We start from the raw sequence: 19,921 nt of genomic DNA, 5'->3' as shown, positions 1-19,921 counted from the left end.
GATCGGAAAGGTTCTGAAAAATAAGTTCAGGAGGTACGCCATGACAGTGACGATAGGAAGGATTTTAGATCTTGCTGTAATGAAATTTCCGTCAAAAGAGGCCGTATACGATGTCAGGAGTAACAGGCGTTACACTTATAGTGAATGGAATATGCGCATCAACCGGGTCGCACATGCGCTCGCTGCTGAAGGTGTCATCAAGGGAGACAGGGTTTCTGTTTTTTTATATAACACAGAGGAACTGGCGGCAGTCTTTTTCGCCTGTGCTAAAATCGGAGCCGTTTTTAATCCAATCAATTTCCGCCTCCAGGCTGAAGAAACTGCATATATCCTAAGAGATGCACGCCCGAAGGTTCTTGTTTTTGAGAAGACTCTTGAAAGCGTGGTTTCTACTATTGCAGAACAATTTCCTGAAACAGCTTACTGGTATATTGATGACGACCCGCCTTCCTATGCGGCCTCCTTTGATAAAAAAGTCTCTCAAGCCTCTGACAGCCCTGTTTTTGCTGATGTCAGCGAAGATGATGATTATGCGATCATGTATACAAGCGGAACGACCGGCCGGCCTAAAGGAGTCATTCATACACACAGGCATATGGCTGAACAGAGCTTGACGGTAATTGCAGCAACAAAGCTTGAACCATCCGATAAAGGGCTGGTCACAGCACCGATGTTTCATTGTGCAGAGCTGCATTGCGCCTTTCTTCCCCGCATCCATGTTGGTGCTGGAAATGTCATCCTTCATCAGTTTAATCCGAAAAAGGTGCTTCAGCTGATAGAGGAGGAGAGGGTCACTAAATTTTTTGCCGCCCCTGCAATGTGGAATATGCTATTGCAGGAAGATCTGCTGGCTTATTGCCTGGACAGCCTGAAGCTTGGCCTTTACGGGGCGGCCCCGATGGCCCCGGCACTTGTTAAGCTGTGCAGGGAGAAGCTTGGGATCTTATTGGTCCAGGCTTACGGAATGACAGAGATGGGGCCGGCCATCACATTCCTTTCAGAGCATGATCAGCTTTCTAAAGCAGGCTCTGCCGGCCAGGCATGCCTGAATCATGAAATCAGGATCGTCAGGCCGAAGGATAATGGGCCATCAGATCCTGAAGATATCCTCCCGGCTGGGGAGTCCGGGGAAATCATCGTGAGGGGCCCAAGCATGATGAAAGGCTATTACAATATGGAAGAAGCAACAGAAAAAGCTTTATATAAAGGATGGTACCATTCAGGCGACATCGGTGCCCTGGATGAAGAAGGCTATCTATGGGTAAGGGACAGGGTGGATGATATGATCATCAGCGGCGGTGAAAATATCTATCCGAGGGAAATTGAGGATGTGCTGTTTGAACATAGCGGAGTCCTGGATGCAGCAGTCATCGGCCAGCCGGATGACAGGTGGGGAGAGACTGTGACGGCATTCGTTGTTAAAAAAGATCCTTCAGTAACAGAGGAAGAATTGGACAGCTGGTGCAAGGAAAGCAGCAGGCTGGCCAATTATAAGCGGCCGAGAAAATACATCTTCTGTGAAAGCCTGCCGCGTAATGCAAGCGGAAAGCTGCAGAAATTTGTGTTGAGGAGTGAACTGTCCCAATCAGCACAAACATAAAAAAGAGCTTCTTGGGTATTGTGGCAGAAAGAGATATTCCTGCACAAACCTGAAAAGCCGGTTGTTTCTGTTGTTTTATTAATGAGATGGGAAGATGAAAAGTGAGTAACCAGTGATAGAAAAATAAGGGGAGATTTTACTGTTATATGCAGATTAGATGTAGTTTTTGAGGAAATAAGGGAAGTTTTTCCTTCTATGCAAAGCAAAGCTGCCTATTTTAATGTCTTTTAGTCTAATAAGAGGAATTCCTCCCTCTATTTTAGCCGTTTTCAGTACTATTTTCACAATAAGTGAAACCTTTCCCTCTATTATTCTCAATCAGCAGGGAACCTGGTTTCAGTGTTTAATGAATGCACATGTTTAACGGGTAATCTGCTGTTCAACTATTTAATGATTAATTTTAGAACAACATATTTAAAAGTAAAAGCTTGGGATGCCCCAAGCTTTTCTGGTTAGTTAATTCCCGAGTTACTCAGGTTACGAAAACGTATATTATGGGGGCATAAATTTTATCTTCATACTATCAGAGCTGTTTCCTTAAAAAGCAAAGGGGCTTTGATCTTTATACCTGTTTCATCTTTTGGGACCATTCTTCAACGTTCCAAGTCTTAGTTACCCAGTCTTCATAAAAGTCAGGCTCATGGCATACAAGCACAACAGTGCCTTTATAAGCTTTCAGCGCACGCTTCAGCTCTTCTTTTGCTGTGATATCCAGGTGGTTTGTCGGCTCGTCGAATAATAGCCAGTTGCTTTCATTCATTAGGAGCTTGCAAAGGCGGACCTTCGCCTGCTCGCCGCCGCTCAATTGATTCAGCGGGCGTGAGATATGTTCATTTTTCAGCCCGCATTTCGACAATGCTGCACGGACCTGGTGCTGGTCAAGGCTTGGGAACTCGCTCCATACATCGTCGATCGGTGTAATGTTGCCAGCTTTTACTTCCTGTTCAAAATAGGAAGGGAATAAGAAATCCCCGCGCTCAATTTTTCCGCTGAGAGGGGAAATTTTGCCGAGCATAGTTTTCAGGAGCGTGGATTTTCCCACTCCGTTGCAGCCAACGATTGCGATCTTTTCGCCTCGCTCAACTGTCATATTCATTTTTGGAAGGAGCGGATCCGAATAGCCGATTTCAAAATCTTTGCCTTCAAATACATACCGGCTGCTGCTGCGGGATTCCTTGAATTCGAAGGCAGGCTTAACGGCAGTTTCCGGGCGGTCGATCCTTTCCATCCGGTCAAGCTGCTTCTGGCGGCTTTTTGCCCGGCCTGTTGTTGAATAGCGGGCTTTATTTTTAGAGATGAAATCTTCTTGCTTTTTGATGAATTCCTGCTGTTTTTCATATGCATGGATATGCTGATTTTTATTGATTTCAGCAAGCACGAGGAATTTATCATAGCTAGCGGTATATCTGCTGAGCTTCGAAAATTCCAGATGAAAAATGACATTTGATACAGAATTCATGAATTCTGTATCATGGGAAATCAGCATGAATGCATAAGGATATTCCTTCAGGTAGCCGGCGAGCCAGCTCTACATCCATATAGTTGGTAGGCTCATCAAGCAAAAGGACCTGCGGCTGCTCGAGAAGAAGCTTGGCCAGAAGGACCTTTGTACGCTGTCCGCCGCTCAGTGCAGCTACATCGCGGTCAAGGCCGATCGCGTCAAGGCCCAGACCCCTCGCAGCTTCCTCAATCTTGATGTCAAGAGAGTAGAACCCGCCGGCATCCAGCCTGTCCTGGATTTCCCCCATCTGCTCAAGAAGCTCTTCAAGCTCTTCAGGTGCAGCGTCAGCCATCTTGGCTGTCACTTCATTTAGGGCTTTTTCCTGCTCGAATAATGGAAGAAATGCATTCTTCAGCACATCGCGCATGGTCCTGCCCGGAGTAAGGATTGTATGCTGGTCCAAATAGCCGTAATGCACATTTGGAGTCCATTCCACTTTACCGCTGTCGTGGATCAGCTGACTGGTTATGATATTCATAAGAGTCGATTTTCCGGCTCCGTTTGCGCCTACAAGTCCGACATGGTCTTCCTGCAGAAGGCGGAAAGACACATCTTTGAATAAAGTTCTATCGCCAAAAGTATGACTTAAATGATCTACAGTTAATAAACTCACCGTTTATATTCCTCGCTTTGCATGTATAATAATCCATCATTACATCATACTAAAAAACAATAGAGTAAACCTGGTGTTTTAGATGCCAATTATTATTAGAGGCTGTCCATTTTCCCGGGTAAGGGGAAACAATGTTTTTGACACCCCTTATATGGCTGTTATAATAGAATGTGTTGAAAAATCCGGTATAGGGCTGCCTGCCGGAACAGAATCTTGCATTTGGTCTGGAAAGGAAAGAAAAAATCATGGATACACAATCATATAGAATTTTGCTTTATTACAAATATGTTCATATAGAAGATCCTGCGGCACAAAGGGAAGAGCACTTGAATTTCTGTAACGCTATCGGCCTAAAGGGGCGAGTGCTAATTTCTGAAGAGGGCATCAACGGCACCGTGTCAGGCACAGTGGAGCAGACACAGGCCTATATCGACATGATGGACAATCATCCTCTATTCGAAGGCACAGTTTTCAAGATTGATGAAGCAGAAGGGCATGCATTCAGAAAAATGCGCGTCAGAGTGAGAAAAGAACTAGTGAACCTGAGCCTTGAAGATGATGTCGATCCATTAAAGCTGACAGGGACACACTTAGAGCCAAAAGAGTTTTTTGAAAAGATGCAGGACCCTGATACTGTCGTCCTCGATGCTCGAAATGACTATGAATACGACCTCGGACATTTCAAGGGGGCGATTAAGCCGGATATCCAAAATTTCCGCGAGCTTCCTGAATGGATCAAGGAAAACAAAGATAAGTTTGAAGGCAAGAAGATCCTGACTTATTGTACTGGAGGCGTCCGCTGCGAAAAGTTCTCAGGATGGCTTCTAAAAGAAGGTTTTGAGGACGTCGGCCAGCTGCACGGAGGAATCGTGACATACGGTAAAGATCCTGAGGTGCGCGGCAAGCTGTGGGACGGCCAATGCTATGTATTCGATGACCGGATCAGCGTTCCTGTCAATCAGGAGGAGCATGTCATCGTCGGCCGCGACTATTACACAAACGAGCCTTGCGAGAGGTATGTAAGATGCGCCAATCCTGAATGCAACAAACAGATCTTGAGCTCTGAGGAAAATGAGCATAAATATCTGCGGAGCTGCAGCCATGAATGCCGGGTGCACCCTCGCAACCGTTATATCAGTGAACACGGCCTTTCAGAAGAGGAAGTGGCTGAGAGAATGAAGAAGCTTGAAGAAGAAGCTGTTCAATCTTGATAAAAAGACGTGCAGGAGGCTGCACGTCTTTTTTATATGGAAGTCAAGACTGAAATCTCTCGAAGGTTTTAATATTCTTCACTTAAGGTCGACAGCCGCTGTTTTGCCTGGATAGTACTTTTTTTCATTTTCAGCTGTATTCTCTTTCGCAGTTATAGCGTCAGGAATGATTTTAATGACGGCCGTCCTGCTTCCAAGAGAGGAGCGGTATTTATCTACATGGGCTTTTGGCAGAGGTGACTGGAAGTAGCCGGGTACATACTTGTCCAGCATTTTCTGCATAACCATAGTTGCTTCATCTATATTGGCTAGCACAAATGCTTTCCCAAAAACCATAACACTCATATAAGCTGTATCTGTTTTTGCGGGGACGGGGTCGGTCAGTGTGCCAAAATCTTCGCTTACTGTAAAGCAGACATGCGGACTATTATTCAGCAGCTCCATTTTCCTTCCTTCTGAGGCTCCATGAAAATAGATACAATCATCCTGCCAAATATAATTTAGAGGCACCACATAAGGGTAAGAACTGTCATTGAGTCCAAGGTATCCTGTTCTGGCCTGCTTAAGGAAGGTGCTGATTTTCTCCGGTTCTTTGACTTCCAGCATTGATTGGCGCATTGGAAACATATACTCCACTCCTTAGATATTTATGGTATATTCAGATTAATATCAATGTGACCATCTTTAAAGTGACAGTTTCGTATAATCTTAAAGGGTCAGATGGGAGTGGCCTATGACGCCGTTTTTAGATAGGGAAAGCCAGCTGCCTTTATATGTGCAGCTATATCAGTATATCAAGTCGGAAATCGAGTCAGGAAAAATGAAGCCGGGGGAAAAGCTTCCTTCCATCCGCAAGTTTTCCCGATTTCTGGACGTAAGCAAAAATACAGTAGAAGAGGCGTATCACCAGCTGATTGCAGAAGGGTATGCCGACAGCAGGCCGAAGAGCGGAATAGTTGTAAACAAAATAGATGAATTTCCCTTGAAACAGGTTAAAGAACAATTGCGTGTTATTTTAAAAGAAGAGCAGGAAAAACCGAAAATTGATTTTCAATACGGCCATATTGATGCTATTGCTTTCCCTGCAAGGAGATGGAAAAATGCCCTGTCTGAAGCAGCATTCGATCTCTCTAATCTGCAATATGGAGACAAGCAGGGCCAATTGTCCTTGAGGACCGAGCTGACAAGGTATTTGTACAGATCAAGGGGGATAGAGTGTACTCCGGAACAAATCATCATCACTTCAGGAACGCAAAACAGCATTTCAGTGATTATGAGTATACTCGAGCTTCGCGGAGAAGTGATAGCGATGGAAAACCCAGGCTATGATGGGGTGAGGAAAGTGCTGATGCATCAGGGAGGAAAAGTAGAACCCGTCTCTGTGGAGGAAGATGGAATCAGTGTTGAAGAGCTTGCAGAAAAGAGGGCAAAAGCAGTTTATGTCACACCCTCCCATCAATTTCCGCTTGGTATGGTCCTATCAATCAATAAACGGCTGAAGCTGCTGAAATGGGCTGCGGAAACTGGCGGTTATATTTTGGAGGATGATTATGACAGCGAGTTCAGATATCAGGGGCAGCCGATTCCGCCGCTTAAAAGTCTTGATCAAAATGATCGCGTCATTTACCTTGGGACTTTTTCAAAATCCTTTCTTCCTGCAGCCAGAATGAGCTTCATTGTTTTGCCGCCGGCCCTTATAGCTGTCTATAAAAGGGACTTCAGCCTGTACAGCCAGCCAGTCTCTCCCATAATTCAAGAAGCTGCAGCACGTTTCTTGAATGAAGGAGACTTTGACCAGCATATCCGGAAAATGCGTGTCCTTTATCAGGAAAAGCATAAAGTGCTGCTGGAGTCGGTAAGTTCTATGATGGGAAATAAAGCAGCTGTGATTGGGCAAAAGGCAGGGCTTCATATCCTCATAAAGCTGAAAGGGAGGAAAAGTGAAGAGCTTACAGCCAAGGCTGACCAAAAAGGTGTGAAAGTGTATTCTGCGAACCAGTATTGGGCAAATGGAGATGGTGATGATTCGATCATGCTGGGATTTGGAGGACTTTCTGCCGAAGAAATTGCAGACGGGATAAAGATTCTTACCGAGGCGTGGTTTGAATAAAGAGCAAAAGAAAAGGGCCATCCAGGCCCTTTTACAGTTCTCCTCTGACAATCGGCATACTCATACAGCGCGGGCCGCCTCTGCCGCGTGAAAGTTCGGAGCTCATGATCTCGAGCACCTCGATCCCATTTTGCCTCATCATATCATTGGAAACATAGTTGCGGTCATAGGTAACTACTACTCCAGGGGCGATTGCCAGGGTATTGGAGCCGTCATTCCATTGCTCCCTTGCTGCTGCAATGACATCTCCGCCGCCGCATGGCAGGAGGACCAGTTCAGGTAGATTCAGGACTTCCTTCAGGGTTTCCACAAGGCTGTCCTTTTCTGTGATTTTCAGATCACCAGAATTCCCCTGCTCGAGAATATAAATTTTCATTTTCCCGTCGCTGTTTTCTATTGCAGGATGGTAGGTGAATTTATCATGATCAATCATTGTAAACACAGTATCCAGATGCATGAATGCCCGTGATTTAGGAATCTCGACAGCTACTACTTTCTTAATATCTTTCTGGCGGGCAAACAACTCCCTTGCCAGCTTTTCAATTCCCTGTGCAGATGTCCTGGCACTGACACCTATAGCAGCAACTTCTCTGCTCAGCACCAGCTCATCTCCGCCTTCAAGTGTATAATGTTCATCCCGATTAAAGAAGACAGGAATATCATGCTCTTTAAAGCGGGGATGATGCTTAATGATATAATCCATGAAAATAGATTCCCGCCTCCTGGCCGGTTCATTCATATTGTTGATGGTTATGCCTTTGCCGATGACTGCTGCAGGATCCCTTGTAAAATATAAATTTGGCATCGGATCAAGGAAGAAAGGATAAGAATCCGCCATGATTTCATGAAGGTGCACTTTTTCCTTTAAATCGATTTCATTCTTCCGTACCCCGGCCATCACTTTCCTCACCAGGTCATCTGCCGGCAAAGAATTCAAATACTCAGAGACTGCCTCGAAAGAGCCATTCACATTGGACTGGCTTTCCATCAGGATCTGTTCCGTGAACCGGCTGCGGATTTCAGGCTGTGCAAGCGTCTCTGTCATCAGCTTATCAAGATAAAGCACTTCAATGCCCCGATTGCTCAGCACTCCTGCAAAATAATCATGTTCCTTTTGAATTGCCGGCAAATAAGGAATATCATCAAATAACAGCCTCTTTAAGTATTGAGGGGTAAGGTTTTCTACCTCCTTGCCGGGCCTGTGCAGAAGGACCGACTTTAATTCTTCTATCTCTGAAGTAACATTTAACGGATGCTTCATTTATATAACCTCCAAATATGTATACGAGCCAGTTTTATCTGGTTTCATGTTTACTGTTTATTTTCCTTTAAAGCAATGTGAGTAAACTAATCAATTTTTTGTATGTTTATTCAAAGGGTGTTAAGCGAAAGGCCAAGATAACAACCAAAATACTGCTTCTTTTGGTATCCACTGCAGCAAAGATTGGCAGTCTAATATCTGCTGTTGCGCTATTTCTAGGACTTTCTCATTATTTACCAAAAAAATGATGTAAATTCTTGTTTATTTTTCTAATTCTCTATATTACTATTTAACTTTATGTATTATAATGTTGGAGAATAGAAGAAGATTTGACATTCTTTTCTTCTTGTTTCGACAGCAATCTTAGAAATAGAAATGAGGGTAACACAGTGGGCATTATAAATGAAGATCGTTTCATTGAAACAGTCCACATGAAAGGCTTGCAGATCTCCCTCCTCGCATCTGGCGATGGTACGGAGGTTATTTATCATAAGCTGCATGCCGATACGAGATGGGGCCTTGAACCACAGGAAGACTGGAATGCTATGGAATTTATACATATCCTTTCAGGGGAGCTGGTTCTCCAATCAGACAATCCCAAGAAATCGTATAAAGCTGGAGATTCCTTTTATAAAACTCCTGTCAAGGAGCATTATTACTTTCAGGCTGAAGAAACGACAGAATTTTTATATGTTACATCCCAGCCGGTTTTCCACCATTACAGCAAAATAACCAAAAACCTAATGGATCTGGCTGTATCAATAGAAGAAAAAGATGGATACACCGTTGACCACTGCAGCAGGATTAATAAGCTGTCTATGTTGTTTGGGGAATATTTGGGGTTTAATTCCAAACAGCTGATGAGTCTAAATATAGCTTCCTTTCTGCATGATGTTGGCAAGTTGAAAATACCTCTCGCGATTTTGAGAAAGCCAGGGAAGTTGACAAACGAGGAATGGGAAATCATGAAAAAGCATTCCGAGTTCGGGAGGGAAATCCTTGAGCAGACTGGCCTGCCAATCTTAGTCCAGGCAGGAAAGATAGTAGAGCAGCATCATGAACGATATGATGGCAAGGGCTATCCATACGGACTGAAAGGCGACGAGATTTCCATCGAGGCTTCTATTATAGCAGTTGTAGATTCCTATGATGCCATCATAAGCGATAGAGTCTATCGAAAAGGAAAAACAAAAGATGAGGCATTTCAAGAAATACTCAGATGCAAAGGAACCATGTACAATCCGTACATTGTTGATATTTTCCTTAAAATGAAAGACAAAATTTAAACAGGGGGAAAAATAATGAAAAAGATCAGCGTTTTGGTCATGGCACTATTAATTGGTGCAGTTTTCAGCATTAAGCCTGCAGAAGCAGCTTATCTGCCTGAGTACGACAAATATGTAGAGGTATCTTATGATGAAGCAAGAGCTATTGCTGATATGCTTGGATTAGAAGGTATCGAGCTTGGAGAAGAAACAGCCCAAATTACTTTTGAAGCTCAAGAGAAAATTATCAAGAAGCTTGAAAAATTACTTAAAACTGAAATTGACCATTATTATGTATGGCTGACAGTTGATGGTGAAAAAGTTTTAGGATTTGATCCTCCAGTACCACAATACTAAGAAGAAACTTGCCTGATTTCAGGCAAGTTTTTTTATTTTAAAAATAACCATTTTAAGAGACATTAAAACTAACAGTTGAAAGACATATACAATACTAAAATTATCAATTAGGTCAGGTAGAACTATTCATTCAAAGGACAGTTCTCTAATCAAAAGGCTTGGTTTTACGTAAAACAAATTTAATTAAACCTTGTTGATTGAAGTGGAAGGCACGCAGACTCCTGGGGAAATAGCGGCAAAGCTGAGACCTCGCATGAGCAAATCGAAGAGGAGGCTCAGCGCCGCTCCGCGGAAAGCGGAGTCACTGGAACGAAAATCACCATATTCAATCATAAGCTAAACCACTGGCATCCAAGTTTAGTGACTTCAATCCCTGAATAACCTAAACAGCTCTTTAATTTACAACTAAGATAATTCCTATTGGGAAAAATAAAAGCAACTTGAATGTTGTCCTTTTCAAGTGTACAATTCAATCAAATATGTTAAAGTAATTAGTAGGGAACTCCTTGATACACAAGTCTTTTTTGATTGTCGAAATGTCTTTATCAGGAGTACAGTTGTATATTTACAGATGACATTAAATTCTATATAAAGAGAGGGATTATTATGTCCAGCAAAACCTTGGATAGCTTTTTAAATGAAAATCTCGAGGATCTGAAAAGCAGGGGCCTTTATAATGTAATCGACCCGCTGGAAAGCCCTAATGGTCCAATGATCAAAATCAATAATAGAGAATTAATTAATTTATCCTCAAATAATTACCTGGGCCTTGCTACAAGCGACAGGCTCAAAAATAGTGCCAAAAAGGCAATTGATACATACGGTGTAGGAGCAGGTGCTGTCAGGACAATCAACGGCACAATGGATATCCATATCAAATTGGAAGAAAAACTGGCAGAATTTAAGCATACAGAAGCAGCCATTGCTTATCAATCAGGCTTTAACTGTAATATGGCTGCCATCTCTGCAGTCATGGACAAAAATGATGCTATTCTTTCCGATGAACTGAACCATGCTTCCATCATAGACGGCTGCAGGCTGTCCCGTGCGAAAATCATCCGCTTCAACCACTCTGATATGGAAGATCTGCGCGCGAAAGCAAAGGAAGCGACAGAGTCCGGACAATATAATAAAGTTATGGTCATCACTGATGGTGTATTCTCCATGGATGGAGATATTGCGAAGCTCCCTGAGATCGTGGAAATAGCTGAAGAGTTCGACCTGATTACATATGTTGACGATGCACATGGATCTGGTGTACTCGGCAAAGGCGCAGGTACAGTTAAGCATTTTGGATTATCCGATAAAGTGGACTTCCAAATCGGTACGCTCTCCAAGGCCATTGGTGTTGTCGGCGGATATGTAGCCGGGAAGAAACAGCTGATAGACTGGCTGAAAGTCAGAAGCCGCCCATTTTTATTTTCAACGTCACTTACACCTGCAGATGTAGCTGCGTGCATCGAATCTATCAGCATCCTTATGGAAAGCACTGAGCTGAATGAGAAGCTTTGGGAAAATGCCGATTATCTGAAAAAAGGGCTTAAGGAGCTCGGCTTCAATATTGGAGACAGTGAAACGCCTATCACTCCTTGCATTATCGGGGATGAAGTGGCTACCCAGGAATTCAGCAAACGATTGAATGATGAAGGCGTCTATGCTAAATCAATCGTGTTCCCAACTGTTCCGCGGGGCACCGGGCGTGTCCGCAATATGCCGACAGCTGCACATACGAAGGATATGCTGGACCAGGCACTTTCGATCTACAAAAAGGTCGGCAAGGAAATGGGTATCATTTAAAATTCAAATATAGATATGAAACGACGGATTTAGGTGGAGGAAAACGATGAAAAAGATCTTTATTACAGGTGCTCTTGGCCAGATCGGTTCAGAGCTGACTGTCAAGCTTAGAAACATTTATGGTACCGATAATGTCATTGCAACTGATATCCGCAGGAATGATTCTGAGGCGGCACAGTCAGGCCCTTTTGAAATCGTGGATGTTACGGATGCTAAATCTATGTTTGATACAGCAAAGAAGCATAATGCTGATACAGTCATTCATATGGCAGCATTGCTGTCTGCGACGGCTGAGGCAAACCCGGTTTTTGCATGGAACCTTAATATGGGCGGCCTGATGAATGCACTGGAAGCTGCACGGGAACTGAACAGCCAGTTCTTTACGCCAAGCTCAATCGGCGCTTTCGGTCCATCTACGCCAAAGGATTCCACACCGCAGGATACCATTCAGCGTCCAACGACAATGTACGGGGTTAATAAAGTAGCCGGCGAGCTCCTTTGCGATTATTATTTTCATAAATTCGGACTGGATACGCGAGGTCTTCGCTTCCCGGGTCTGATCTCTTATGTGACCCCTCCAGGCGGCGGGACTACCGATTATGCTGTGGAAATTTATTATAAAGCGATCGAAGAAGGCAAGTACACCTCTTATATCGATAAAGGGACATATATGGATATGATGTATATGCCGGATGCCCTTGATGCTATTGTCAATTTGATGGAAGCTGATGCAGGCCGGCTCAAGCACCGCAACTCATTCAATGTTGCGGCAATGAGTTTTGAGCCTGAAGAGATTGCTGAAGCCATCCGCCAGCATATTCCTTCATTTGAACTCAGCTATGAAGTGGATCCTGTCCGCCAGGCGATTGCTGACAGCTGGCCGAATTCAATCGATTGCACAGCAGCAAAAGAAGAATGGGGCTTTAAGGCTGAATACGATCTTGCTAAAATGACGGCAGATATGCTGGAAAAGCTGAAAGTTACAACAGTCAAATAAAGTGAAAAAGCTGGCAGGAGACCATCTCCGCCAGCTTTTTCTATATGAAGCCATTATTCCGCTGCTATGCCAAAGAACTCTTTTAGCGCCACCAGTTTTGATGTCTTGTCTAAATCTGTTTTAGATTTTTCCCCGTTCTCTGTTTTTACCAGTGTGTGCCCTGATAGCGTGATTCTTCCGTTTACTGTTGCAATCGTAATAATATCATCTTTGGTGAATGGCGATTCTGCTGACGTTTGATTAAAGCCGCAGGATTCCTGGAAAAAATCCAAGTCTCTTTTTTCATCAGTAAACCGGTACTTAATGACCCAATCCCCGCTGGCATAATGCATCAAATTGTAGCAGCCGCCTCCCAGATCCCTGACTTTATATTTACCGCTCGCATCCTCCTTCTCAGTGCCATCAAGCGGTATAGGCTGCCTTGCAGAGTCCCCGAAGCCTACATCCGTCAAATAAGGCTGGTCTAGATAGACCAGTATGGCAGCATGGCTGTTTTCCCTGGCCCATCCGCCCGGTGTTTTGACTGTACCGGAGATGAGGGCTGAGCTGTAGCCCATCCTGGAAAGAAGGGTTTGGAAGAGGCCGTTCAGCTCATAGCAGAAACCGCCTCTTCTGTTTTCCACTGCTTTTTTGTAAAACTGATCCCTGTCCAAACTGATCGGGACCTTCCTGATAACATCCAGATTTTCAAAAGGTATGCTTAGCATATGCCTTTTTTGCAGATGTGCCAGCGCTTCAAGTCCCGGCTCCTTTTTATCTGCCTGAATCCTGGCTAGATAGCGGTCAATATTCATTATTTTCACCTTCTATGTTAAAAAAATTAGATTTATATGGTATCGGACTTGTCCCTTTTACTATTCTAACATGCTGTCCGATATAAGGATTGTATACTGCCTGCTGTCTGTTTAGCCTTTATAAACCATGGTGAATTTAATCTAACAGCTGCAGGTTCTTAATAAAGTATGCTGTAATTCGAATGTGCGAACCCAATATTCCTTAAAAATGAAAATGAGAGAAAGACAGCACGGTTGCAGGCCCCGGGATGCTTGTACTACAATAAATACAAACTAAGCAGGAGAGGGGGGTAATTGATGGCAAAGTATGAAGTGAAGGTAGAATTCTGCATGATGTGAAACTACGCACCAAAAGCCGCGAGTTTCGCGGAGGACCTATTTAATCATTTCCGGTCTGAAGTAGGAAAAATGGAGCTGGTCCCCAGTTCAGGCGGCGCCTTTGAAGTGACAGTGAATGGAAGCAAAATCTATTCAAAGCTTGAGACAGGCGTCTTTCCTAAAAGCCAGGATATTATTGATAAAATGAAATGATGGAACAGCCCCGCCTTCTTTATGGAGCGGGGCTTCCTTTATATTTAACCTCTAATTTGCCGGTTATTGTAAAGGCACCTCGCGATCTTTGCCGGAGCCTTTACTGGTTTTGGAAATGAATACTTCCAGTATGCCGCAGGAAAATCTGGAGGTAACCTGTTTTTCTGTTATAAGAAATGGAAAATCGACTTCCCGGCTGACTGTTTCTTTATCCTTTTCTGCCCTGATGTTCAGCTTATGGCCGTTTAATATGACGGAAAGCATCGCAGCTGTGTAATCTGTGAGCAAGGCTTCCACAATATATTCCGCATCCGTCTCATAAATGTCGATCCGGAAAGCCGATTGATCAAGATAAGAAGTCAGCGGATCAAGAAAGAAATGCTCCAGCCATTTTTCCATTTCCTTGAATGGATTATCTTCGCTGTTCTTTCCCATAATAATGCCCCCTTGTTGCGACCATTATATTCATTAGAACCGCACAGGGTGAAAATGGTATAATACTTCTAATTAATATGCTGGAGGATTAAAAAAGTGAACAATATTCTCAGACAGATCCCCCCTGTACACGAGATGCAGAGGGATGAAAGGGCGCTCAGCCTGCAGGAAAGGCTGGGGCTTGAGCACGGCCGTTTTGCGGAGCTGATCAAGGAGGCACTTGACTCAGTAAGACAGGCGATTCTGGCAGGGAGGTACAGCGGTCCTGAGCCGGGAAGCAAGGAATTTCTGATCCGTTTATTTGATAATATCGAAGCTGCCGCTGAGCAAAAATACAGCTTTGTCTTACAAAAAGTGATCAATGCAACAGGCACCATTCTTCACACCAATCTGGGAAGGGCAAGGCTTTCAGAGGCTGCTGTTGAACATATGTCCAGCATTGCCAGGAGTTACTCTAACCTTGAATACAATTTGGAAAAAGGCAGCAGGGGGTCCCGCCATGATCTCGTTGAAGGATTGGTTAAGGAGATCACGGGTGCAGAAGCGGCAATGATCGTCAATAACAATGCGGCTGCCGTATTCCTCGTTCTGAGGGCGCTGGCTTCTGGCAGAGAGGTCATTGTTTCCCGGGGAGAGCTTGTTGAAATTGGCGGTTCTTTTCGGATTTCTTCCATTATGGAGGAGTCAGGGGCCAGGCTGGTAGAAGTGGGAACGACGAATAAAACCCATCTCCGGGATTATCAGGAAGCAGTAACAGAGGATACGGCGATGCTGATGAAGGTACATACGAGCAACTTCAAGATCGTCGGCTTTACCAAAAGTGTTCCTGCGAGTGAATTGGCGGTAGAAGCTTCAAAGAGCGGTCTGATCTATTACGAAGATCTCGGAAGCGGGGTGCTGTATGATTACAGCAAGCATGGCATTGGGGAAGAGCCTGTGGTAAGCGAAGTGCTGAAAGCCGGCGCGAGCATTGTGTCTTTCAGCGGTGATAAGCTGCTGGGGGGCCCCCAGGCAGGAATCATCGCAGGTCGGAAAGATTTAATAGATAAGCTCAAAAAGCATCAGCTGGCAAGGGTGCTAAGAGTGGATAAGATGACCTTGGCGGCTTTGGAAGCGACGCTTTCGGCTTATTTAAAAGACGAAAAAGCATTAATGGAGATTCCTGTCATCCGCGATATGCTAGCCGGCAAGGATGAACTTAAGAAGAGGGCAGAAGCATTTGCTGCTCAAGTACGTTTAGGTTGCCCTGAATCCGAGGTGAGGGTGATGGAAAGCACCAGCATGGTCGGAGGGGGGACGATGCCGGATGTTGAGCTGCCGACCTTTGCAGCGGCGGTCAGGATGCCAGGCGTTACTGCAGATGAGCTTGCCGTAAAACTAAGGGAGCACGATGGGGCGCCAATCATAGCAAGGATACGCCAGGAAGAAACGATATTTGATCTCAGGACCGTTTCTGAAGAAGAGGCAGGTATCATTGCTGCCTGCCTGAGCAAAATTGAAAAAGGCTTGTCACCAGAGTAGGGACAAGCCTCTTTTCCATGTTCTACATATCGTGCCCGGAATTATGCTTTTGTCTTGTATGGTTGCGGTTTTTCACTTTCTTAGAGCCGCTTAACGGTTCAGGCTGACCTGTATTATCCCCTTTTGGGGCGTTTTTGTGCATATCTTTGCTGTCGTTTTTGTTCATTTGCCATCCCTCCTAACTTTAGGATGTTTTTTGCAGTTGTTTTTATACCGAATATTTTCCCGGCTGACTGCACAATTTAACACTACATCTTGATTAACAGGAGTGAAAACATGCCATACCATAAAGACAAACAGCAGGCTTTCCAGGCGGCAGAGCAAGGGTTCGCCGAAGCCAGCGGCTTATATAATGAAATCGTGCGTGACAGCGCAAGCTACGGCCACCAGCTGAAGCATCTTGAAAATGAGGTTAATGAAGCATTTGCACAAATTGAAAATGCCCTTGAAACAGCCAGTGAACATCAACGCGGCCAGCTTGAGCAATTTCAGCGCGATTTGTCGAGGATTATCCAGGAAGTCAATGCTGTTGACTAATTATCACGCAAAAACCCCTTTTCAAGGGGTTTTTTTGGTTGTTATATTTTGGGGAACAATCCACAAGATAATATCACTGGTTTTTCTTGCGTTTTTTATTGTTTTGTTTCTGGGCTTCTGTCAATGGCTCATTTGAATATTCCTCGTTAAAGCCGGCTCCCTGCCCCTGGCTTTTAGCTGCGTTCATCCCTGGACGTACATGATTTGCTTTTCGTTTCGCCAAAATTCTCACCTCCGCATTCATATCTTTTGCCTGTAAACCAGCCCTCATTCGGTAAAAAAATGCTTTTTTGCAATAATATTTGTTTTAAAAATCCCCAAAAAGGTATATAGAAATTGACTCTGTTAGCTGTACAATCCCGCCAAAATTAATTGCAATCAAAAATATAATAAGTAAAACTTATCAAAAACAATAACTTTCTTGTTATTTACTTATATAAAAGGTTGTATTAAGATAAGAATTGTGAGAAAAGTGGCGATGAAAATGACAATTCAAACTTTTCGACAATTATTATAATTTTGGTATATGATTATCATTAGAGGGGGTAATACATATGTCTAAAAATGATGTTTTTAATTCAAGGAAATCATTTGAACTAGACGGTAAACGCTATCATTACTATCAATTAGCAGCTTTGGAAGAAGCAGGAATCGGCAGCGTATCAAGGTTGCCTTATTCCATTAAAGTATTGCTTGAGTCTGTCCTGCGACAGTTTGACGGACGCGTTATTACACAGGAGCATGTAGAGAATCTGGCAAAATGGGGATCTGACCAAGTGAAGGAAGTAGATGTTCCTTTCAAGCCTTCACGCGTCATCCTTCAGGATTTTACAGGCGTTCCTGCGGTTGTTGACCTTGCTTCATTAAGGAAAGCAATGGCTGACATGGGCGGAGATCCTGACAAAATCAATCCTGAGAAGCCAGTTGACCTGGTTATCGACCACTCAGTACAGGTTGATAAGTATGGTACTCCTGATTCCCTGGAAGCAAATATGGTTCTTGAATTTGAACGCAATGCCGAGCGTTACCAGTTCCTTAGCTGGGCTCAGAAAGCATTTGACAACTACCGTGCTGTTCCGCCGGCAACCGGGATTGTTCACCAGGTTAACCTGGAATTCCTTGCAAACGTGGTTCAGGCAGTTGAAACGCCGGATGGCGATTTCGAAGCTTTCCCTGATTCACTTGTAGGTACAGATTCCCATACAACGATGATCAACGGAATCGGCGTACTTGGCTGGGGTGTAGGCGGAATTGAAGCTGAAGCAGGAATGCTTGGCCAGCCTTCATATTTCCCTGTGCCAGAAGTAGTAGGTGTCAAGCTGACTGGAGAGCTTCCTAACGGGGCTACAGCAACAGACCTTGCGCTTAAGGTAACACAGGTTCTCCGCCAGCAGGGCGTTGTCGGGAAATTTGTCGAGTTCTTCGGTTCAGGTGTAACGGCACTGCCGCTTGCTGACCGTGCGACTATTGCCAATATGGCTCCTGAATATGGTGCAACCTGCGGATTCTTCCCGGTTGATTCAGAATCACTTAACTATATGCGCCTGACAGGCAGATCTGAAGAGCAGATCAAGCTTGTTGAAAAGTACTGCAGAGAGAATGGACTGTTCTTCGATCCTTCCCTTGAACCGGTATACACTGAAGTAGTTGAAATCAACCTTGCTGAAATTGAAGCAAACCTTTCCGGTCCTAAACGCCCGCAGGATTTGATCCCTCTTTCTGCTATGAAAGAAGAGTTCAACCAGGCGCTTACAGCTCCTCAAGGGAACCAGGGCTTCGGCTTAAGCAAGAAAGAGATCAATAAAGAAGTGACCGTTGATTTCCAAAACGGAGACTCAACAAAAATGAAAACAGGGGCTATCGCCATTGCTGCGATCACCAGCTGTACAAACACCTCAAATCCATACGTGCTTGTCGGCGCCGGCCTTGTGGCAAAGAAAGCGGTCGAGCTTGGCCTTGAAGTGCCTAAATATGTAAAAACTTCACTTGCGCCTGGATCTAAGGTAGTTACCGGCTATCTGCGTGATTCCGGATTGCTTCCATACCTTGAGCAGATCGGCTTCAACCTCGTCGGTTACGGCTGCACAACCTGTATCGGGAACTCCGGACCGCTGAGAGAGGAAATCGAGAAGGCAGTAGCTGACAGCGATCTTCTTGTCACTTCCGTGCTTTCAGGAAACAGGAACTTTGAAGGCCGTATCCATCCGCTTGTAAAAGGAAACTATCTGGCTTCACCGCCGCTTGTAGTCGCTTATGCACTGGCTGGAACTGTCGACATCGATCTTCAAAATGAATCGCTCGGAAAAGATAAAGATGGAAACGATGTATTCTTCAAGGATATCTGGCCATCTACTGCTGAAGTGAACGAGGTTGTCAGCAGGACTGTAACACCTGAGCTGTTCAAGAAAGAATATGAGCATGTATTCAGCGACAACGAGCGCTGGAATGAAATTCAGACCAGCAATGAACCATTATATTCTTTCGATGAGAACTCAACTTACATCCAAAACCCGCCGTTCTTTGAAGGGCTTACGCCAAATGCGGATGAAGTCAAGCCGCTTAACGGACTGCGTGTAGTCGGCAAATTCGGCGACTCTGTTACAACTGACCATATCTCACCTGCAGGTGCGATCGGCAAGGATACTCCAGCAGGCAGATATCTGCGCGAAAATGGCGTTGAGCCGCGTGATTTCAACTCTTATGGCTCACGCCGCGGTAACCATGAAGTTATGATGCGCGGAACATTTGCGAACATCCGCATCCGCAACCAGATTGCCCCTGGCACTGAAGGCGGCTTCACGACTTACTGGCCTACTGGCGAAGTAACAAGCATCTATGATGCTTGCATGAAGTACAAGGAAGATGGAACCGGCCTTGCAGTTCTTGCAGGCAAGGATTATGGTATGGGCTCTTCCCGTGACTGGGCTGCCAAAGGAACAAACCTTCTTGGCATCAAGACAGTCATTGCTGAGAGCTATGAGCGTATCCACCGTTCCAACCTTGTTCTCATGGGTGTTCTTCCGCTTCAATTTAAAGCAGGAGAAAACGCTGAGGTTCTTGGCCTGACAGGCAAGGAAACTTTCGATGTCCAAATCGATGAAAATGTAAGGCCTCGCGATTTCGTAAAGGTTACAGCAACAGACGAAGATGGCAACAAGCTTACTTTTGAAGTGCTTGTCCGTTTCGACTCTGAAGTTGAAATCGACTACTACCGCCATGGCGGAATCCTGCAGATGGTTCTGCGCGAAAGACTTAAAAACTAATAGATGTATGGGCGCCGCGGCATTGCTGCGGCGCTTTTTGTGTAAAAAATAAAAAATATAGGCGTGATACATAATTCTTGCTACAATAGCTTGTAGCATCAGAAAAATTTGAATAGTCTTCGAGAGGG

The 19,921-nt window shown here is 44.5% G+C and carries 16 protein-coding genes and 2 pseudogenes; 11 read left to right on the top strand and 7 right to left on the bottom strand.

Annotation, left to right across the window (positions count from 1 at the left end; translation table 11 throughout):
• Positions 1-40 precede the first annotated feature (40 nt).
• Positions 41-1,600: a fatty acid--CoA ligase gene (locus ACQCVH_RS12600; RefSeq protein ID WP_426836011.1), complete on the top strand. Its 1,560-nt coding sequence runs from the start codon at positions 41-43 to the stop codon at positions 1,598-1,600.
• Positions 1,601-2,162: 562 nt separating this feature from the next.
• On the opposite strand, the pseudogene ACQCVH_RS12595 reads toward ACQCVH_RS12600, so the two are convergent.
• Positions 2,163-3,714 (bottom strand): annotated as a pseudogene (locus ACQCVH_RS12595) (ABC-F family ATP-binding cassette domain-containing protein).
• Between the two features lie 245 nt (positions 3,715-3,959).
• Between ACQCVH_RS12595 and trhO the strand changes: the two are divergent.
• Complete coding sequence (gene trhO, locus ACQCVH_RS12590) at positions 3,960-4,925, top strand: oxygen-dependent tRNA uridine(34) hydroxylase TrhO (protein ID WP_426836010.1); 966 nt, start codon at positions 3,960-3,962, stop codon at positions 4,923-4,925.
• A gap of 78 nt (positions 4,926-5,003) precedes the next feature.
• Here trhO and ACQCVH_RS12585 read toward each other — a convergent pair whose 3' ends face one another.
• Positions 5,004-5,552 carry a pyridoxamine 5'-phosphate oxidase family protein gene (locus ACQCVH_RS12585; protein WP_426836009.1) on the bottom strand — a complete coding sequence of 183 codons (549 nt, stop codon included), beginning with the start codon at positions 5,550-5,552 and terminating at the stop codon, positions 5,004-5,006.
• Positions 5,553-5,658: 106 nt separating this feature from the next.
• Here ACQCVH_RS12585 and pdxR point away from each other — a divergent pair, with 106 nt between their 5' ends.
• Positions 5,659-7,035 (top strand): MocR-like pyridoxine biosynthesis transcription factor PdxR, encoded by a 1,377-nt coding sequence (pdxR, locus tag ACQCVH_RS12580; protein WP_426836008.1) that lies wholly within the window; start codon positions 5,659-5,661, stop codon positions 7,033-7,035.
• A 31-nt stretch (positions 7,036-7,066) separates the two neighbouring features.
• On the opposite strand, the gene arcA is transcribed toward pdxR, so the two are convergent.
• The gene (gene arcA / locus ACQCVH_RS12575) at positions 7,067-8,296 is read right to left on the bottom strand and encodes an arginine deiminase (protein WP_426836007.1); all 1,230 of its coding nucleotides are present in this window, start codon (positions 8,294-8,296) and stop codon (positions 7,067-7,069) included.
• Positions 8,297-8,685: 389 nt separating this feature from the next.
• Here arcA and ACQCVH_RS12570 point away from each other — a divergent pair, with 389 nt between their 5' ends.
• From ACQCVH_RS12570 to ACQCVH_RS12555, 4 genes are all read left to right on the top strand, one after another.
• Positions 8,686-9,582 (top strand): HD domain-containing phosphohydrolase, encoded by an 897-nt coding sequence (locus ACQCVH_RS12570; protein ID WP_426836006.1) that lies wholly within the window; start codon positions 8,686-8,688, stop codon positions 9,580-9,582.
• Positions 9,583-9,597: 15 nt separating this feature from the next.
• Positions 9,598-9,918, top strand: coding sequence for an 8-amino-7-oxononanoate synthase (locus ACQCVH_RS12565; RefSeq protein WP_426836005.1), 321 nt, complete (start codon positions 9,598-9,600; stop codon positions 9,916-9,918).
• Positions 9,919-10,524: 606 nt separating this feature from the next.
• Positions 10,525-11,715, top strand: coding sequence for a glycine C-acetyltransferase (locus ACQCVH_RS12560; RefSeq protein ID WP_426836004.1), 1,191 nt, complete (start codon positions 10,525-10,527; stop codon positions 11,713-11,715).
• Positions 11,716-11,761: 46 nt separating this feature from the next.
• Positions 11,762-12,712 (top strand): L-threonine 3-dehydrogenase, encoded by a 951-nt coding sequence (locus ACQCVH_RS12555; protein WP_426836003.1) that lies wholly within the window; start codon positions 11,762-11,764, stop codon positions 12,710-12,712.
• A 53-nt stretch (positions 12,713-12,765) separates the two neighbouring features.
• Here ACQCVH_RS12555 and ACQCVH_RS12550 read toward each other — a convergent pair whose 3' ends face one another.
• The gene (locus ACQCVH_RS12550) at positions 12,766-13,506 is read right to left on the bottom strand and encodes an arylamine N-acetyltransferase family protein (RefSeq protein ID WP_426836002.1); all 741 of its coding nucleotides are present in this window, start codon (positions 13,504-13,506) and stop codon (positions 12,766-12,768) included.
• A gap of 351 nt (positions 13,507-13,857) precedes the next feature.
• Between ACQCVH_RS12550 and ACQCVH_RS12545 the strand changes: the two are divergent.
• Positions 13,858-14,037, top strand: a pseudogene (locus tag ACQCVH_RS12545) (Rdx family protein); the annotation flags it as partial.
• Positions 14,038-14,100: 63 nt separating this feature from the next.
• Here the strand turns inward: ACQCVH_RS12545 and ACQCVH_RS12540 are convergent.
• Positions 14,101-14,472, bottom strand: coding sequence for an Hsp20/alpha crystallin family protein (locus ACQCVH_RS12540; RefSeq protein ID WP_426836001.1), 372 nt, complete (start codon positions 14,470-14,472; stop codon positions 14,101-14,103).
• Between the two features lie 96 nt (positions 14,473-14,568).
• On the opposite strand from ACQCVH_RS12540, the gene selA reads away from it, so the two are divergent.
• Positions 14,569-15,993 (top strand): L-seryl-tRNA(Sec) selenium transferase, encoded by a 1,425-nt coding sequence (gene selA, locus ACQCVH_RS12535; protein WP_426836000.1) that lies wholly within the window; start codon positions 14,569-14,571, stop codon positions 15,991-15,993.
• Between the two features lie 22 nt (positions 15,994-16,015).
• Here the strand turns inward: selA and ACQCVH_RS12530 are convergent, their stop codons facing one another.
• Positions 16,016-16,159 carry a small acid-soluble spore protein P gene (locus ACQCVH_RS12530; protein WP_101547694.1) on the bottom strand — a complete coding sequence of 48 codons (144 nt, stop codon included), beginning with the start codon at positions 16,157-16,159 and terminating at the stop codon, positions 16,016-16,018.
• Between the two features lie 110 nt (positions 16,160-16,269).
• On the opposite strand from ACQCVH_RS12530, the gene ACQCVH_RS12525 reads away from it, so the two are divergent.
• Positions 16,270-16,530 (top strand): hypothetical protein, encoded by a 261-nt coding sequence (locus tag ACQCVH_RS12525; protein WP_426835999.1) that lies wholly within the window; start codon positions 16,270-16,272, stop codon positions 16,528-16,530.
• Positions 16,531-16,603: 73 nt separating this feature from the next.
• On the opposite strand, the gene sspO is transcribed toward ACQCVH_RS12525, so the two are convergent.
• On the bottom strand, positions 16,604-16,753 hold the full coding sequence (sspO, locus tag ACQCVH_RS12520; RefSeq protein WP_101547696.1) for a small acid-soluble spore protein O: 150 nt from the start codon (positions 16,751-16,753) through the stop codon (positions 16,604-16,606).
• A 331-nt stretch (positions 16,754-17,084) separates the two neighbouring features.
• Between sspO and acnA the strand changes: the two genes are divergently transcribed.
• Positions 17,085-19,793, top strand: coding sequence for an aconitate hydratase AcnA (gene acnA / locus ACQCVH_RS12515; RefSeq protein WP_426835998.1), 2,709 nt, complete (start codon positions 17,085-17,087; stop codon positions 19,791-19,793).
• Positions 19,794-19,921: the final 128 nt, after the last annotated feature.

The sequence above is a fragment of the Bacillus infantis genome, assembly GCF_050107595.1.
GTDB lineage: Bacteria > Bacillota > Bacilli > Bacillales > Cytobacillaceae > Bacillus_AB > Bacillus_AB infantis_C.
Note: the sequence above shows the minus strand (reverse complement) of the source record. Positions and strands in the feature narration are given on the sequence as shown.

Coding starts and splice junctions, on each gene's coding strand:
- ACQCVH_RS12600 (WP_426836011.1), top strand. CDS start 41: ATGACAGTGACGATAGGAAGGATTTTAGATCTTGCTGTAATGAAATTT.
- trhO (WP_426836010.1), top strand. CDS start 3,960: ATGGATACACAATCATATAGAATTTTGCTTTATTACAAATATGTTCAT.
- ACQCVH_RS12585 (WP_426836009.1), bottom strand. CDS start 5,552: ATGTTTCCAATGCGCCAATCAATGCTGGAAGTCAAAGAACCGGAGAAA.
- pdxR (WP_426836008.1), top strand. CDS start 5,659: ATGACGCCGTTTTTAGATAGGGAAAGCCAGCTGCCTTTATATGTGCAG.
- arcA (WP_426836007.1), bottom strand. CDS start 8,296: ATGAAGCATCCGTTAAATGTTACTTCAGAGATAGAAGAATTAAAGTCG.
- ACQCVH_RS12565 (WP_426836005.1), top strand. CDS start 9,598: ATGAAAAAGATCAGCGTTTTGGTCATGGCACTATTAATTGGTGCAGTT.
- ACQCVH_RS12560 (WP_426836004.1), top strand. CDS start 10,525: ATGTCCAGCAAAACCTTGGATAGCTTTTTAAATGAAAATCTCGAGGAT.
- ACQCVH_RS12555 (WP_426836003.1), top strand. CDS start 11,762: ATGAAAAAGATCTTTATTACAGGTGCTCTTGGCCAGATCGGTTCAGAG.
- ACQCVH_RS12550 (WP_426836002.1), bottom strand. CDS start 13,506: ATGAATATTGACCGCTATCTAGCCAGGATTCAGGCAGATAAAAAGGAG.
- ACQCVH_RS12540 (WP_426836001.1), bottom strand. CDS start 14,472: ATGGGAAAGAACAGCGAAGATAATCCATTCAAGGAAATGGAAAAATGG.
- ACQCVH_RS12530 (WP_101547694.1), bottom strand. CDS start 16,159: ATGAACAAAAACGACAGCAAAGATATGCACAAAAACGCCCCAAAAGGG.
- ACQCVH_RS12525 (WP_426835999.1), top strand. CDS start 16,270: ATGCCATACCATAAAGACAAACAGCAGGCTTTCCAGGCGGCAGAGCAA.
- acnA (WP_426835998.1), top strand. CDS start 17,085: ATGTCTAAAAATGATGTTTTTAATTCAAGGAAATCATTTGAACTAGAC.